The sequence below is a fragment of the Bradyrhizobium cosmicum genome, from assembly GCF_007290395.2.
GTDB lineage: Bacteria > Pseudomonadota > Alphaproteobacteria > Rhizobiales > Xanthobacteraceae > Bradyrhizobium > Bradyrhizobium cosmicum.
The window spans coordinates 3,433,638-3,449,538 of record NZ_CP041656.2 but is presented as its reverse complement, the minus strand read 5'-3'; the positions used below and the strand labels follow the sequence as shown (position 1 = coordinate 3,449,538).

Below are 15,901 nucleotides of genomic sequence, written 5' to 3'. Positions count from 1 at the left end.
TCACGCTGAAGGCGACGGCGACAGCAGGTAGTGGCTGACACCCCACTCGCCGCCGCCGGCGTGACGGAACAGGCCGGCTGTGGCGAGGAAGAACAACCGCCATCGCCGCTGCCAGAGGCGCGCGTCCTTGCCGTAGACCTGTCTCAGCACGTCGAAGATCTCCGTGCGATTTCGATCGAAATTGGCCAGCCAGTCCCTCGCTGTCTTCTCATAGTGCCGGCCGTTCCACTGCCACTCCTGATCCACACTGAAGATGTCGCCAAACTGCCGGATCAACCCATGGCTCGGCATGATGCCGCCGGTGAAGAAATGCTGTGCGATCCAGTCCGCCCGGTTCTCAGGCGAGAACCGGTAAGAGCCGGACTTGTGCGTGAAGATGTGCAGGAACAGTTGGCCGCCCGGGCGCAACGCGGCGCGCATGCGCGTCAGCAGCGGCCGCCAGTTGACCATGTGCTCGAACATCTCCACGGAGACGACACGGTCGAAACTGCCCTGGGGCACGAATTCGTTCATGTCGGCGGTGATGACGGAGAGGTTGCGCAGGTTCGCTGCATCGGCCTGACGAAGGATGAAATCTCGCTGCGACGCCGAATTCGAGACCGACGTGATGCGTGAGTGCGGATAGCGCCGCGCCATCCACAACGACAGCGAACCCCAGCCGCACCCCAATTCGAGAATGTCCTGTCCGTCTGCCAGTTGCGCGTGCCCCGCGGTGAGCTCCAGCGCGCGCTCTTCAGCCCGCGCCAGCGTATCGCGATCGTCGGCATAGAAGCAGCAGGAGTATTTGCGCTGCGGGCCGAGGGTCATCTCGAAGAACCGCGCGGGGATCTCGTAATGCTGGGTGTTGGCTTCGGCGGTGTTGATCGCGATCGGCAACGCCGCGATCGCACGTGCGAAGCCGGCATCCGAACCGCCGGGGGATTGCGCCAGGCTGCGCCGGGTGCGTTCGACCAGGCGGCCGATGACCGCTTCGCTGACGCGATCGGGCCAGGGAAGCGCTTCACCCAAATGGATCGCCGTCTCTGTAAGCGTCAAGTCAGCCTCCCGCTTTTGTCTTAGGCGGCCACGGAAAGAATACATTCGTGCTCATTTGGTATCTCCGGAACGCGTCGCCCCTGGCCGCCAGCATGTGCTCCTCGAGCGGCGGAATGCCGGAGACGTAGACCAGCAGCCAGTACATGCAGAGCGGAGCTGCGAGCGCGACGTAGCCCCAGGGATCGTGTCCACCGAGGTCGATGGCGAGGACGGGATAGGCAAGCCAGCCGAGCCATTCGAAGAAATAGTTGGGATGGCGCGACCAGCTCCATAGCCCGACGTCGCAGATCTTTCCCTTGTTCGCTGCGTCATGGCGAAACCGCCGAAGCTGCTCGTCGGCGATCCCTTCGCCTGCGACGGCCACGACGAAAATCAGGATCGCGATCGCGGTTTGCAACGGAGGCACCGGGCCGGGGGCATTCGCCGCGAGCCACATCGCAAACCCTAGCGGAATGCTGACGATCGCCTGCTTCTGCAATAGCCAGAACATGCCCGACGACGCGTGCGCACCCCAGTCGCGGATGAGCTTGGCATAGCGCGGATCGTCGGTGATGCCCCGGGTGCGGCGCGCGATGTGGGATCCGAGCCGGAGCGCCCAGATCGCCGCCATCGCCGCCACGAGGACGCTGTGAAGATGCATCGGTCTGGCCGTCACAGCGCCGGCAAAGCCCACGAGGCCAAGCCCGAACGTCCAGATGGTATCGACCCACCCCGAATTTCGCGTCGCGCGCCAGACCAGCCAGGCAACGGCCATGATGACGGAGAGTGCCGCCGAAACGCAGGCCAGACCGAGAATGAATGTGGAAGCCGTCATTCAGGCCCCCTGGCGCCGGATCGGGGCCGGGCCGTCATGGCGTCTGGCGGATCGTCCATCGTGGGCGCCCTCTCCCCTGGGACCGGTCGACGCCTGCCGTGGCCTGGCCGCTACACTGGTGGTTTGCATACAACCTGATACGCATGCAGACCGGCTTTGGATCATCGAGGATCGACCTGATCCAAAACCGCTTTTCATCCGTAACTGTCTGTGGACGCAAAGATCGGCGATCCGGCGCAGGTAATCACGAGGACGGGGCAGATGCAGGGTGAAATCGGACCGCGGAAGCGGATCGCGGTCGTTGGAACCGGTATCTCCGGAATGTCCGCAGCGTGGCTCCTCAGCCAAAGCCATGACGTGACGGTCTATGAACAGGACGGCCGGCCCGGCGGTCATTCCAACACCGTCGAGGTCAGCACGCCTGATGGAATGGTCCCGGTTGATACCGGGTTCATTGTTTACAACGAGAAGACCTATCCCAATCTCACGGCGCTGTTCTCCCATCTCGATGTGCCGACGCATCCCTCCGAGATGTCGTTCGCCGTCTCCCTCGAAGAAGGCGAGCTGGAATATTCGGGAAGCAGCCTGAACGGGCTGTTCGCCCAACGCAGCAACGTGTTCCGCCCGCGGTTCTGGTCGATGCTTGGCGATCTCTGGCGCTTCTATCGCGAGGCGCCGCGGGATCTGTCGTCCCTCGACGACCTCTCCTCCCTGGAGCAGTATCTCGATGCCGGCACTTATGGCGAGGTCTTCCGCAGCGACCATCTGTTGCCGATGGCGGCCGCGATCTGGTCGTCCTCGCCGAGCCTGATGCTGCAATATCCTGCTGCCTCGTTCATCCGCTTTCACGACAATCATGGCCTGCTGCGCCTGCGCAACCGGCCGCAATGGCGGACGGTCGTCGGCGGCAGCCGGACTTATGTCGATGCGTTGACGCGTCGCTTCAGGGACCGCATCCGCCTTGCCCAGGGCGTCGCGGCGATCCGCAGGCGCCCGGACGGCGTCGAGGTCAGGGATTGCGGCGGCCATGTGGACCATTTCGACGAGGTGGTGATCGCGGCGCATGCCGACCAGGCGCTTGCGCTGCTGGACGAGCCCACCGCAGAGGAGCGGAGCCTGCTCGGGGCATTCCGCTACAGCCAGAACCGCGCGGTCCTCCATAGCGATCCGGTGCTGATGCCGCAGCGCAAGGCGGCCTGGGCGAGCTGGAACTATATCGGCGGCAGAGGCCCCGCGGACACGCCAACCGTGACCTACTGGATGAACGCGCTGCAGCGCCTGCCGACCGCGCAGAATTTGTTCGTGACGCTCAATCCCCTGGTCGAGCCCAGGCAGGTCTTGCACGAGCAATGCTACGAGCACCCGATCTTCGATGCCGAGGCAATGAGCGCACAGCGCCGCTTGTGGTCCCTGCAAGGCCGGGATCGCCTGTGGTTCTGCGGCTCCTATTTCGGCGCCGGCTTCCACGAGGACGGGCTCCAGTCCGGGCTCGCCGTCGCCGAAACACTCGGCGGCGTCAGGCGACCATGGCGTGTTGAAAACGAGTCCGGACGCATCTACATTGACGATGCGAGCTGTCATCAGAGCGGGCGACTTGCCGCATGACGTCTTCTTCGTGCCTATATACCGGTCAGGTTGTTCACCGTCGCTTTCTGCCCCGGGCGCACCGCCTGCGCTACCGGGTGTTCTGGACGCTGCTCGATCTCTGCGAAGTCGACAGCCTTTCAAAAAAGCTGACCTTCTTTTCCCGCAACCGGTTCAATCTCACCAGCTTCCACGATTCCGACCATGGCGATGGCAGCGACCTCCCGCTTCTGAAGCAGGTTCGCGCCCTCCTCCGGCAGGCCGGATGCCAGTCAGACCAGCTCACCATCAAGCTGCTCTGCATGCCCCGCATCCTTGGCTATGGCTTCAACCCGCTGAGCGTTTATTTTTGCAGCAGGCAGGACGGCTCGCTCGAAGCGATCATCTATGAGGTCCACAATACTTTCGGCGAACGACACAGCTATGTGATGCCCGTTCACGGACCTGCCCAAAGTTCGGTCGATGGTGCCGTGCCGGAGATCGTCGAGCAGCATTGCCCCAAGGGGTTCTACGTCTCGCCGTTTCTCGGCATGGACATGTCCTACGGATTTCGCGTCCGGCCCCCGGCCGCGCACGTGGAGGTTTCCATCCGCGGCAAGGAGAACGACAAGACCATCATCGCCGCATCGCTGTCCGGAGCCCGTCGGGAATTGACCGACGGCACCCTGATCAAGGCTTTTACCAGCCACCCGTTACTGACCTTGAAGGTCATCGCGAGCATTCATTGGCATGCGTTGCGGATGGTGCTGAAGGGCTTTCGCTTCCAGCCGCGCCCGCAGGCCGTTCACGGCGCGGCAGAAACTGTCAACAGTCGAGGTATCCAACCTTGAGCTCCGATTCCTCCTTGATGTCCTCCGAAGCCGCCTCCGGGCCCTCGCGGCTCGCCACCTGGATGGTTGAACGGCTGCTCCCACGGGTTCAGTCGGGCCATTTGCGGCTTACTCTGCCGAATGGCCAGCATCTCGATTTGGGCAGACGCGATTTGGGCAGCGACGTCACCATCACGGTGCATCGCTGGCGCGCCCTGCGGCGCATCGGGCTGTCCGGCGAGGCCGGCTTCTCCGATGGCTATATCGCGGGTGACTGGTCGACCAACAACCTTGTCGGCGTACTGGACTTCCTCATTCGAAACGAGACGGCCTTTGCCGGCGTCGCCAGCTCTCGCCCGGCTCGCTTGCTTGACTGGCTCCGGCACCGCGCCAACGAAAACACCAGGACCGGCAGCAAGAAGAACATCGCGGCCCACTACGACCTTGGCAACGAGTTCTACCGCCATTGGCTCGATCAGGGCATGAACTATTCCTCCGCGATCTATGACTCGGAGCTTTCGCTGGAAGCCGCACAGCGAAACAAGCTCGAACGGGTTTCCCGCTATCTCGGTCTCAAGGGCGGCGAGCGGGTTCTCGAAATCGGCTGCGGGTGGGGATCGCTGGCCGAGCATCTCATTCGCGGCTACGACGCCGCGGTCACCGGCGTTACCCTTTCGAAGTCGCAGCTGGACTACGCGCGCAAGCGCCTGGCGGCGGAAATCGAGGCCGGCAAGGCCGCCTTTCACTTCCAGGACTATCGCGACATCGTCGGACGTTTCGATCGAATCGTCTCGATCGAGATGTTCGAGGCTGTCGGCGAACGCTACTGGCCGCTCTATTTCGAAAAGCTGCGGTCGAGCCTCGTCAAAGGCGGCGTTGCCGTGCTGCAGATCATCACCATCGCGCCGTCGCGCTTCGATGCCTATCGCGCGTGTCCGGATTTCATTCAACGCCACATCTTCCCGGGCGGCATGCTGCCGACCGCGGAGATCGTGGAGGAGCATGCCGCCAACGCCATGCTCACGGTTACGGATCGAGAATCTTTCGGTCTGAGCTACGCCCGCACCCTTCGCGACTGGCGCGATCGCTTCCTGGGAGCCTGGCCTGAAATCGAGTCCCTCGGCTTCGACACGAGGTTTCGCCGAATGTGGGAATACTATCTGGCCTATTGCGAAACCGGGTTTCGACACAGCGCCATCGACGTCAGCATCTTCAAGCTGACGCGGTGATGGTCTCAGACGCTCTTCGCCTCCTCCGGCACCGGCGGGCGATACCGCATAAGTTCACACGCGCGACCTTATCGGAATTGATAGCTCAGCCCGATGCGCGCGGTATTGAGACTGATGCGGCCGAAGGCTGCATTGAAGGACGAGGGCAAGGCGCCCGTGGTATCCCCGAGCACGGTCTCGGTCGTGGAGCCGCCGGCCAGGCTCACATGAAGGTATTCGGCCCTTAGCGTCCAGTCGCGCAGAATAGCATATTCCAGGCCCGCGCCGGCTGTCCAACCCGTGGCGACCCTGCTCGACGATCCGGCAAAGCACGACGGATTTCCACCAAAGCAATTGACGTCATAGGCGCCACCGCCAAAGGCGAACGGCGTATTCGTGTCCCAGCTTCCGCTTTGAACGACGCGACCATAGGCAAATCCTCCGGTGCCGTAGACCAGAAGATTGTTCGTCGGCAGATAGCCCAACCGCGCTCTCAGCGTGCCAAACCAGTCGAGCCGTTGCTGGACCGGCGCGTTGAATGGAGCCGTGTAGTAAGGTGCAAAGACCCCGCTGGTCGAGCCGGAGCCGCTCACGCCGGAGCCATCAAAATCCGTCTCCACTCCGATGAGCCAGGCGCTGCTCCACTGGTGATTATAGCCAAGCTGGACGCCGCCCAGGACACCCGAAAAGTCGAACGCGGCAGGCGGTGGCTTGCCACCTGAGCCAAATAGATTGACGGCCTGTGGATCGTTCGGCGCATAGCCGACGCTATTGCTGCCCCACCCCCCACCGATGTTTGCACCGACGTAGACACCATTCCAGTTGCGGACCGGCGCCTCTCCCGCATAGGCCGGCGCCGCGGCGAGCGCAGCGGCGACGACAACACATTTCATCAGCTTCCTCACGACATCCCCTGGAAAGCCGCATGACCATCGGTCACGCGAATCCTCCCTTCATTGATGCTACGGTGACGACGGCGGCGTCTTGGACAATGGCGACCGGACCAGGACGGTGGCGAACGCCGGAGCACACCGCGTTGCGTCATGACGATACCTCGCGAGGGGACCCGCCCTGTTGGTCCAGGGCGCGTCTACGGAACAGCGCGCCAATTGCTTTCCCGCCGCGACTTCTCTATTTTTCAGATGGCTGTTTCTGAAGCGCCCACCGATCGTAGGGGCTGCCCGATGGCCATCACCGTTCGACCAATGACTTTGCAGGAAACTGCGCTGATCATTGAGTATTTCCACACAGCGACGCCGGAGCATCTGGAAATGCTCGGGGTCGACCCGACACGACTGCCACCGGCATCACAATGGCAGCGACTTTACGAGCAAATGTTCGACCGGCCTGTCGAGCAAAGAGGCGGTTTTCTGGTCAGCTGGCTCTCGGACGACACATTCCTGGGGTTCTCGACCGCCGACAAGATTCGCATTGGCCAGCACGCAAATATGCATCTGCACATCACGGATGCCTCGCTACGCAAGCAGGGGATCGGCGTGGAGTGTGTCCGAAGGACCGTCGAACTCTACTTTCAGATTCTTGAGTTGAAGCAACTCTTCTGTGAGCCCAATGCGTTCAATGTGGCTCCGAACCGCACCCTTCAAAAAGCGGGTTTCACCTACGTCAAGACGCACATGACCGTGCCGGGCCCTCTGAACTTCCACCAGGCGGTCAATCGCTGGATGATCGATCGAGGTTGACGGCAGTAACTCGCCATCTCGCTGAATTCGCGAGTGCGCGGCCATGGTCTTCAGGCCCGAGGCGCTAGAGTGGCTTTCGTGCGCCCGCCGCTATCAATTTCGAGATCGCCTATTGCCAGGGCGGATCGTTCAGCGATCGCGCGATCTCGATGGCCCCCTCCTCATCACGCTGCGCCATCTCATCACAGCGCAACAAGGCGGCCTCATCCAAGCTGCGGTCCGGCTCGCGCGCCGCGCGCCACCTATCCCAGGCCGAGGTCTCGATCTTGGCAAGAGCAAGCAGGTCGCGCGCCAGATTGACGCGTGCAAAGAACAGACCGTTGGTCGATCCGTGACCAAGCTGTGCCGGATCGATGATGCCGGTTCTGCATCGTTTCCACGCTTCGATACCCGTAATATAGGCAGTACGAGGCACATCGGTCGGCTCGAAATCGAACTTGAGGAGGTTGCGGTGCAACTCGTCGAGTTGAGCATCAACGAGGATCCAACGCTGCTCGCCCCAAGCCCAGTATTCGCACACCCAATGATCGTGATAGAGATTCCCGGCAAAGTACCTAGCGAAGCCACAGCGTATGCGTGCGGGGATCCCGTGATGCCGCAGAATGGCACACAACATCAGCGAGAAGTCCCTGCATGTCGTCAACACTCTTGACTCGCCAAGCCGGGCGATTGTCAACGGACTCGGATCAATCGACAGAAATTGCTCCAAACGCTGCGCTACGGGCAACGTGGCGCGACTTTGACTTGAGAAGGCCGCCGGGTCCAAACCCTCCCTCTCGATTCAAGCCTCGTGGATCATGAGGCCATGTAAAGTGCGGCACAGCACTGGAATAACCGGCGGCAACGCACCGATCAAATCAGCGTTGCGACCGGGATTGGTGAACGCGCTGTGGCCGGCGTAAACGTCGAGAGTCGCAAGTTCGGTCATTGAGCGAGCCTGTCGGCAGAAGACCCGAAAATCATAACACTCGGTGGCCGCTGAACAACGGGCGGATTCGGCGACTGCGGCCCCATCTCAAGATGCGCGGCCCTCCTCCCTCCTCACACCGGCGTGTAGATCACCAGCTTCAGCGCGGGATCGTCGTTGGCCTGAAAGCTCGTGTGCTCGAAATGCAGCACGCCGAGCGTCGGATGCGACATCGTCTTCAGGCCCGAGGCGGTCGAGCGGATCTCGTGGGCTTCCCACCATTTGACGAATTCCGGGCTGCCCTGCCGCAGCCGCGCCAGCAACTCGGCAAACGCGGGATCGCCGGCCCATACGTCGTGAGTGGTGCGGAACATCGCGACCATGCGCTTGGCGACCTCCGCCCAGCCGGTGCCGTAGGCCTTGCGCGTCTGCTTGTTGGTCATCATCAGCAGCATCGTGTTGCGATCCTGCTCCGGCAGGCGCCCGAACGCGAAGACCTTCTCGGCAGCCTCGTTCCAGGCCAGCACGTCCCAGCGCCGCCCGGTGATGTAGGCCGGATGCGGCAGGCTCTCGACCAGCCGCTGGATCGGCGGCGGCACGATTTCGCGCGTGAACGCGCGCCTGTCGCCGTCGCGCACCAGGGCCTTCAGATGGGCGTGCTCGGTCTTGCTGAGCCGCAGCGCGCGGGCCAGCGCGTCGACGGTGGTGACGGACGGGCTGACGGTGCGGCCCTGCTCGAGCCGGATGTACCAGTCGACGCCGATGCCGGCGAGCTGCGCGACCTCCTCGCGGCGGAGCCCCGCGGTGCGGCGCCGGGTGCCCGCGGGCAGCCCGACCGTCTTCGGAGTCAGCCTTTCGCGGCGGGACCTGAGGAAGTCGCCGAATTCGACGCGGCGTGGGTCGGCCATGATGTCGCTCCCGCGATGGAGGGCCCAAAGGATACTAGGATAATACCAGGCCTTCTTGCCCCTGCAAGGACGGCGCATATCCGCCTTACCCGACCTTGAGGTGAGATCATGAAAGCTGCCGTACTCAAATCCTTTGGATCGCCGCTCGTCATCGAGGACGTTCCCGAACCGACCATCGGCACCGGCGAGGTCATCGTCGAAATGGTCGCCACGCGCGTGCTGTCCTACATGAACGAGGTCTTCAGCGGGGAGCGCAACTATGCGCTCGATCTACCGATCATTCCGGGACCCGGCGGCATCGGACGTGTGCGTGCGCTCGGTCCTGACGCAACCAGGCTAGCCATCGGCGACTGGGTGTTCTGCGACCCGACGGTGCGCTCGCGCGACGACGCGGCAGCACCCGACATCGCCCTGCAAGGCCTCACGGCCGCTGGTCCGGGCGGCATGCGCCTGCAACAGCATTTCCGCCATGGCTCGTTTGCCCAACAGATGCGGGTGCCGACCGAGAACGTTAAACGACTTGGTGCGATCACATCGGAGGAAGCCACCCGATGGTGCGCACTCGGGACGCTGCTGGTGCCCTATGGCGGATTCCTCGCCGCCAACCTTCGGCCGGGCGAGATCGTGCTGGTGAGCGGGGCCACCGGCAATTTCGGCAGTGCGGCCGTATCGGTCGCGCTGGCGATGGGCGCCGCCTGCGTGGTGGCCCCCGGCCGTAACGAGACAATTTTGGCCGATCTCGTCCGCCGTTTCGGCGATCGGGTGACGCCGGTCAAGCTCACCGGCAAGGAAGACGACGACCGCGAGAGCATGAAGCGCGCAGCGCCCGGGCCTATCGACTGCGTGTTCGACATCATGCCGCCCTCGGTCAGCACCACCGTGGTGCGCGCGGCGATCATGACGGTGCGCCCGTATGGCCGCGTCGTACTGATGGGCGGCGTCGGCATGGCGGGCGGCGCCGGTCTTGAGCTGCCTTATCCCTGGATCATGCGCAATTGCAACAGCATCCACGGCGTCTGGATGTATCCGCCGGATGCAGCCGCGCGTCTGATCGCACTGGTACGATCAGGGCTGCTGCGGCTGGAGGAGTACGAGGCGACGGACTTCGACCTCGACCACGCCAACGATGCCGTGGCGCATGCTGCAGCCAACGGCGGACCGTTCAAACTGACGGTGATCCGGCCGTAGCGGCCCGTCCGCGGCGGCGATGCGCCGTCGCCGCGGGTTTGCGCGACATATCAAAGGGCTGGGAGCTGTGCCCCCGCTCCAAGCCGGTCAAAGCCGGCTACTGTGCATGGGGTTGTTTTCGAGTTTTTGCTATTCGAGCTCGACGACCTGGCCGTTCGACAGCGACACGCGGCGGTCCATGCGGCCGGCGAGCTCCATGTTGTGGGTCGCGATCAGCATCGAGACCTGGGTCGCCTTGACGAGTTGCATCAGCGCCTGGAACACGTGGTCCGCGGTGTGTGGGTCGAGGTTGCCGGTCGGCTCGTCCGCGAACAGCACCCGCGGCGCGTTCGCAACGGCTCTCGCGATCGCGACGCGCTGCTGCTCGCCGCCCGACAGCTCGGCCGGGCGATGGGTGATGCGATCGCCGAGGCCGAGATAGCCGAGGATCTCCTTGGCGCGCTTGACGCTCTCGGACTTCTTCAGGCCCCGGATCATCTGCGGCATCATGACGTTCTCCAGCGCCGAGAACTCCGGCAGCAGCCGGTGCGACTGGTAGACGAAGCCGATGTCGGTGCGGCGAAGCTGGGTGCGCTCGATGTCGGGCAGTTGCGAGGTCGGCGCGCCATTGACGTAGACCTCGCCGGAATCGGGGGCTTCGAGCAGCCCCGCGATGTGCAGCAGCGTCGACTTGCCCGAGCCCGACGGCGCCACCAGCGCGACCGATTGGCCGGCCCACAGCGCGAGCTTGGCGCCGTCGAGGATCGTCAGCGGCACCTCGCCCTGCAAGTACTGCCGCTTTATCTCGTGGAGATAAATGACCGGTACATCTTCCGCCCCCTGCTGCTGCTCCATCAGCCCCTCACTCATACCGCAGCGCTTCGACGGGATCGAGGCGCGCGGCGCGCCACGACGGGTAGAGCGTCGCAAGGAACGACAGCGTCAGCGCCATGATAACGACGGCCGTGGTCTCGCCGATGTCGATCTCGGCGGGCAGTTTCGACAGGAAATAAAGCTCCGGCGAGAACAGCTCGGTGCTGGTCAGCCAGGACAGGAATTGCCGGATCGATTCGATGTTCAGGCAGATCAGGAGGCCGACGACGAAGCCGACCAGCGTGCCGACCACGCCGATCGATGCGCCCGTGATCAGGAAGATGCGCATGATCGAGCCCTGCGAGGCCCCCATGGTGCGCAGGATCGCGATGTCGCTCCCCTTGTCCTTCACCAGCATGATCAGGCCGGACACGATGTTGAGCGCCGCGACCAGCACGATCATGGTCAGGATCAGGAACATCACGTTGCGCTCGACCTGGAGCGCGTTGAAGAAGGTCGAGTTGCGCTGCCGCCAGTCGACCAGGAAAACCGGCCGGCCCGCGGCCTCCGTCACCGCCTTGCGGAAGGCGACGATCTGGTCGGGATTGGTGGTGAACACCTCGATCGAGGTGACATCATTGCTGCGGTTGAAATAGGCCTGCGCCTCCGCAAGCGGCATGAACACGAAGCCGAGATCGTATTCGGACATGCCGATCTCGAACACCGCGACGATCTTGTAGGGCTTGATCCGCGGCGTCGTGCCCATCGGCGTGACCGCGCCCTTCGGCGCCACCAGCGTGATGCTGTCGCCCGCATGCAGCGACAGCTGGTCGGCGAGGCGCCGGCCGATCGCGACCCCCTGCCCGTCGTCGAAGCCTTCCAGCGAGCCCTGCTTGATGTTCTTCGCGATCGAGGTGAGGTTGTTGAGGTCGTCGGAGCGGATGCCCCGCACCAGCACGCCCGAGGCATTCCATGGTGAGGACGCCAGCGCCTGGCCGTCCACGACGGGAGCAGCCAGCCGGATGCCCTGAACCTGGCTGAGGCGGTCGGCGACGTCCTTCCAGTCGGTCAGCGGCGATTCCAGCGGCTGCACCAGGATGTGGCCGTTCAGCCCCAGGATCTTGTCGAGCAGCTCCTTGCGGAAGCCGTTCATGACGGCCATCACAATGATCAGCGTCGCCACGCCCAGCATGATGCCGAGGAACGAGAACCCGGCGATGACCGAGATGAATCCCTCCTTGCGGCGTGCGCGCAGATAACGCGCCGACAGCATCCACTCGAAGGGCGCAAAAGGTGCGGTTGGCTTGGTCTCGGTCATGGTTTCATCCATCGCTTGATAATCCCATGATTCGGGGTCAATTGTGGCCGGATTGCCGGCCCATTATCGCGCGATGAACACTATTCAGGCGACCAGCCGGGCCACGACGTCCGCAGGCGACAAATTCTCGCGTGAGCCGTCGCTACGCCGCTTCAGCTCGATCTTGCCGTCGGCAAGTCCCTTCGGCCCGATCATGATCTGCCAGGGAATGCCGATCAGGTCGGCCGCGGCGAATTTGGCGCCGGCGCGCTGGTCGGTGTCGTCGTAGAGCACATCGACGCCCTTGGCGGTGAGTTCGGCGTAGAGCTTCTCACAGGCCGCATCGACCGCGGCATCGCCCTGCTTGAGGTTCAGCACCACGGCGCGGAACGGGGCCACCGCTTCGGGCCATTTGATGCCGGCATCGTCATGGCAGGCCTCGATGATGGCGCCGAGCAGGCGCGAGACGCCGACGCCATAGGAGCCGCCATGGATCGGCACGTCGACGCCGTCAGGGCCCGCCACCAGTGCCTTCATGGCGTCGGAATATTTGGTACCGAAATAGAAGATCTGGCCGACCTCGATGCCGCGGGTGTTCACCCGCTTGTCTTCGGGCACTTCCTGCTCGAAGCGCGCGGCGTCGTGGACGTCCTCGGTGGCAGCGTAGACCGAGGTCCATTGCTTGATGATCGGCGTCAGATCCGCCTCGTAATCGACGTCCTCGCCCGGCACCGGCAGGTCCAGCACGTCGCGATTGATGAAGACACCGGATTCGCCGGTCTCGGCCAGCACGATGAATTCGTGGCTGAGATCTCCGCCGATCGGGCCGGTCTCGGCGCGCATCGGGATCGCCTTCAGTCCCATCCGCGCGAAAGTGCGCAAATAGGCGACGAACATCTTGTTGTAGGCGACGCGCGCTGCAGCCTCGTTGAGGTCGAAAGAATAGGCGTCCTTCATCAGGAACTCACGGCCGCGCATCACGCCGAAACGCGGACGCTGCTCGTCGCGGAATTTCCATTGGATATGATAGAGATTGAGCGGCAGGCTCTTGTAGGACTTGACGTAGGCGCGGAAGATCTCGGTGATCATTTCCTCGTTGGTCGGCCCGTACAGCAGCTCGCGCTTGTGGCGGTCGGCGATGCGCAGCATCTCCGGACCATAGGCGTCGTAGCGCCCGCTCTCACGCCAGAGGTCGGCGAGTTGGAGCGTCGGCATCAAGAGTTCCAGCGCACCGGCGCGGTCCTGCTCCTCGCGCACGATCTGCTCGATCTTCTTCAGCACCCGAAACCCGAGCGGCAGCCAGGCATAGATGCCGGCCGCCTCCTGGCGGATCATGCCGGCACGGAGCATCAGGCGATGCGAGACGATCTCCGCCTCTTTCGGATTTTCCTTCAGAATGGGCAGAAAGAACCGCGACAACCGCATGGCAATACTCTGGGAATCAGTGATCGCCTGCAGTGAAACCGGATTGAGAGCGAAAACACAAGACCGGGAATGAGGAAAAGCCGCTAAGGCGACGGAATTCCTGTCATTTTTCCGTTGGCTTCAGGTTCAGCTTGAGCCGCGACGACACGCCTCAAGGCACCCCAACCTCAAGCTCGTCCTCCAACGTGATCTTCTCGAAATCGTTCACCAGCGCGTCGATCCGAACATGCCACCGCCCGGCAAAGGGCAGCTCGACCTTGCGCACGTGCCAGTAGCTATCCGGCCCCAGCGAGGCGTCCCGCTCCATCGGCTCGACGCCTCGTTCGGGCAGGCTGAGCGTCAGGGTCACCTCCCTTGCCTTGAGCAGCGCCCCTTCGCCGGTCATGAGCTGGAGCACGAAATCGTCGACGCCTGCCTTGCCCGGCGAGACCAGCACCTGGAACATCGCCTTGTCGCCATGGATGTGGATCGCCAGCGGCGTCTCCGGAACGATGGCTCGTGGCGGCGGCGTAAAGCGCCAGCCGGCGACGACGGCGAAGATCGCCAGCGCGATGGCGCATTCCAGCAGGATCACGCGCCTGAGGATCGACGCAGCCTTTTCCCCCCGCGCTAGGGCCGGCGTCAGCCGGAACCGATTGAGTGCGGCAAGTCCCAGCAGCAGGATGACCAGCGCGAGCTTGACCGAGAGGATCTGGCCGTAGCGGGTCTCGACCAGTGCAGACGGCTTTTCGATCTGGACGAACGCGAGCGCGAGTCCGGTCGCGGCCAGCACGCCGACCGCGAGCGCGGCAAGGCGGGAAAAGCGGTTCACGACCGAAAGCGTCGCGACCGTCGGCCTCGACACCAGCGTGGCCAGCGGCACGAGAGCACCGATCCAGATGGTGACGCCGAGGCCATGAAGAAAGATCGCCGGCCGGGTCAGCGCCTCCGGCGGCGCCGTGGCCGCGTGCCCGGTCATGGCGAGCGACAGGCCCACGCCGACCAAGGCGACGATCGCAAGCGCACGCGCGTACCATGCGCCGCGCAGCGCCAGCAGAGCGCACAGCACCGCGGCCATGGCGACCAGCAATGCGGGACCGGCGCTGGTCGCGAATGCGACTTTCCAGGGCGCGGCCGTCGCGAGTGCCGCCAGCGGCAGGCCGAGGAGATCGAGGCCCAACACACCGAGAGAGGCAATTGCGCAGGGAATTCCGATTACGAGCGCCACGCGCGGGACGATCATGCCGGTCATCGCCCACGCGATCCATCTCGCGAAGAACACACCTCCGACGCCGACGAACAGGCCGAGATAAAGGCCAACCCGCGCCAGCCAGATCAGCGCATTCAACCCGCCGTCGGCATTGGCCGGAGGTTGTGTCCCGGTCGGCCTACCGATCGAGAAGATCACCGATCCGGCGATTGGATGGCCATCCTGCGAGATCACGCGATAGCTCAAGACCGCGGTGCCCTGCGGAAGGTCCGGCGGCATCGCAACCGAGATGGTTTCACCCGATGCGCTGACGCGGGCGTCGTCCCGCGCCTTGCCCGCGCCGTCGATCAGTCGGATCGCGCCAGGCGTCACCTCCTCGTTGAAGCGCAGCTCTACCGCCTTCGGCGCGCTCGCAAGCATGCTGCCGCTCGCCGGCTCGGCCGAGACAAGCGCCGCATGCGCCCACACCCCGGTTGCAAAGCCAACAACGAGGAGCAGCGTCGCAAGGGCGGCGGGCAGACGCATCAAGGCTTTGGCAACAGCTTCAGGCCGGGTGCCGGCGAATTGCCTTCGTGCGAATGCTTTGCCCCCTCCACGGGGATCTCAATCCAGCGGCTGACTCCGGTCTCGCATTCCTGCACGACGGGGAAATACAGCGTCGTGTTCGGCTTCAAGCTGCCTGTGAGGAAGCTGCTGATGACGAACTCGTCGTAATTATGGTCCGGCAGCTTGCCGCCGGACCAGGCGACTTCCTTGACACCGGAGGAAAGCTTGTTGCCGTGATAATCGTATTCACCTGCATATTTGCCCTCAACCACATCGACGCTCCAGCCCGCCTTCGGCATCGGCTTCACCGCGATCACGCCTTCCGGAATCTGCACACGGATCTTCACAGTAGGCGAGCCCTTGCAACCGTGCGGGACGGCGAAGACGGCCTTGTAGTACGAGCCGACCGTCGCCTGCCTGGTCTCGAGGGTGATATGCGCCGCGGCAGGCGATGCGGTGAGCGCGGCGATCAGAAACAGGCAGGATCGCTTCGACATGG

The 15,901-nt window shown here is 63.7% G+C and carries 16 protein-coding genes; 5 read left to right on the top strand and 11 right to left on the bottom strand.

Annotated features, from left to right (window positions below):
• Both FNV92_RS16630 and FNV92_RS16625 read right to left on the bottom strand, forming a co-directional pair.
• Window positions 1–1,035, bottom strand: a complete 1,035-nt coding sequence (locus tag FNV92_RS16630) for an SAM-dependent methyltransferase (protein WP_143845646.1) — start codon at window positions 1,033–1,035, stop codon at window positions 1–3.
• Between the two features lies 1 nt (window position 1,036).
• Window positions 1,037–1,849, bottom strand: a complete 813-nt coding sequence (locus tag FNV92_RS16625) for a DUF1295 domain-containing protein (protein ID WP_015685812.1) — start codon at window positions 1,847–1,849, stop codon at window positions 1,037–1,039.
• 261 nt (window positions 1,850–2,110) lie between these two features.
• Here FNV92_RS16625 and FNV92_RS16620 point away from each other — a divergent pair, with 261 nt between their 5' ends.
• Genes FNV92_RS16620 through FNV92_RS16610 form a run of 3 tightly spaced genes read left to right on the top strand, consistent with a single transcriptional unit; the run spans window position 2,111 to window position 5,471 of the window.
• Window positions 2,111–3,454 carry an NAD(P)/FAD-dependent oxidoreductase gene (locus FNV92_RS16620; protein ID WP_015685811.1) on the top strand — a complete coding sequence of 448 codons (1,344 nt, stop codon included), beginning with the start codon at window positions 2,111–2,113 and terminating at the stop codon, window positions 3,452–3,454.
• A complete protein-coding gene (locus FNV92_RS16615; protein ID WP_143845647.1) occupies window positions 3,451–4,263 on the top strand; it encodes a DUF1365 domain-containing protein in 813 nt (270 codons plus the stop codon). Before FNV92_RS16620 ends, FNV92_RS16615 begins: the two co-directional genes overlap by 4 nt.
• 17 nt (window positions 4,264–4,280) lie before the next feature.
• Window positions 4,281–5,471, top strand: a complete 1,191-nt coding sequence (locus FNV92_RS16610; RefSeq protein ID WP_143845648.1) for an SAM-dependent methyltransferase — start codon at window positions 4,281–4,283, stop codon at window positions 5,469–5,471.
• A 68-nt stretch (window positions 5,472–5,539) separates the two neighbouring features.
• On the opposite strand, the gene FNV92_RS16605 is transcribed toward FNV92_RS16610, so the two are convergent.
• Window positions 5,540–6,355 carry an outer membrane protein gene (locus FNV92_RS16605; RefSeq protein WP_143845649.1) on the bottom strand — a complete coding sequence of 272 codons (816 nt, stop codon included), beginning with the start codon at window positions 6,353–6,355 and terminating at the stop codon, window positions 5,540–5,542.
• A 279-nt stretch (window positions 6,356–6,634) separates the two neighbouring features.
• Between FNV92_RS16605 and FNV92_RS16600 the strand changes: the two genes are divergently transcribed.
• Window positions 6,635–7,150: a GNAT family N-acetyltransferase gene (locus FNV92_RS16600; protein ID WP_143845650.1), complete on the top strand. Its 516-nt coding sequence runs from the start codon at window positions 6,635–6,637 to the stop codon at window positions 7,148–7,150.
• 109 nt (window positions 7,151–7,259) lie between these two features.
• Here the strand turns inward: FNV92_RS16600 and FNV92_RS16595 are convergent, their stop codons facing one another.
• The 3 genes from FNV92_RS16595 to FNV92_RS16585 all read right to left on the bottom strand — a co-directional run bounded on the left by FNV92_RS16595 (window position 7,260) and on the right by FNV92_RS16585 (window position 8,965).
• Window positions 7,260–7,916 carry a transglutaminase-like domain-containing protein gene (locus FNV92_RS16595; protein ID WP_168213687.1) on the bottom strand — a complete coding sequence of 219 codons (657 nt, stop codon included), beginning with the start codon at window positions 7,914–7,916 and terminating at the stop codon, window positions 7,260–7,262.
• Window positions 7,917–7,931: 15 nt separating this feature from the next.
• Window positions 7,932–8,078, bottom strand: coding sequence for a hypothetical protein (locus FNV92_RS16590; RefSeq protein WP_168213688.1), 147 nt, complete (start codon window positions 8,076–8,078; stop codon window positions 7,932–7,934).
• 113 nt (window positions 8,079–8,191) lie between these two features.
• Complete coding sequence (locus FNV92_RS16585) at window positions 8,192–8,965, bottom strand: helix-turn-helix transcriptional regulator (protein ID WP_143845651.1); 774 nt, start codon at window positions 8,963–8,965, stop codon at window positions 8,192–8,194.
• Window positions 8,966–9,073: 108 nt separating this feature from the next.
• Between FNV92_RS16585 and FNV92_RS16580 the strand changes: the two genes are divergently transcribed.
• Window positions 9,074–10,153, top strand: coding sequence for a quinone oxidoreductase family protein (locus FNV92_RS16580; protein WP_143845652.1), 1,080 nt, complete (start codon window positions 9,074–9,076; stop codon window positions 10,151–10,153).
• Between the two features lie 129 nt (window positions 10,154–10,282).
• On the opposite strand, the gene FNV92_RS16575 is transcribed toward FNV92_RS16580, so the two are convergent.
• The 5 genes from FNV92_RS16575 to FNV92_RS16555 all read right to left on the bottom strand — a co-directional run bounded on the left by FNV92_RS16575 (window position 10,283) and on the right by FNV92_RS16555 (window position 15,899).
• A complete protein-coding gene (locus tag FNV92_RS16575) occupies window positions 10,283–10,987 on the bottom strand; it encodes an ABC transporter ATP-binding protein (protein WP_041748277.1) in 705 nt (234 codons plus the stop codon).
• 7 nt (window positions 10,988–10,994) lie between these two features.
• Window positions 10,995–12,275: a lipoprotein-releasing ABC transporter permease subunit gene (locus FNV92_RS16570; protein WP_143845653.1), complete on the bottom strand. Its 1,281-nt coding sequence runs from the start codon at window positions 12,273–12,275 to the stop codon at window positions 10,995–10,997.
• Window positions 12,276–12,347: 72 nt separating this feature from the next.
• Window positions 12,348–13,667 (bottom strand): proline--tRNA ligase, encoded by a 1,320-nt coding sequence (proS, locus tag FNV92_RS16565; protein WP_143845654.1) that lies wholly within the window; start codon window positions 13,665–13,667, stop codon window positions 12,348–12,350.
• A gap of 151 nt (window positions 13,668–13,818) precedes the next feature.
• Window positions 13,819–15,381, bottom strand: coding sequence for a copper resistance CopC/CopD family protein (locus FNV92_RS16560; RefSeq protein ID WP_143845655.1), 1,563 nt, complete (start codon window positions 15,379–15,381; stop codon window positions 13,819–13,821).
• Window positions 15,381–15,899: a YcnI family copper-binding membrane protein gene (locus FNV92_RS16555; protein WP_168213689.1), complete on the bottom strand. Its 519-nt coding sequence runs from the start codon at window positions 15,897–15,899 to the stop codon at window positions 15,381–15,383. The genes FNV92_RS16560 and FNV92_RS16555 overlap by 1 nt, the downstream gene beginning before the upstream one ends.
• Between the last annotated feature and the right edge of the window lie 2 nt (window positions 15,900–15,901).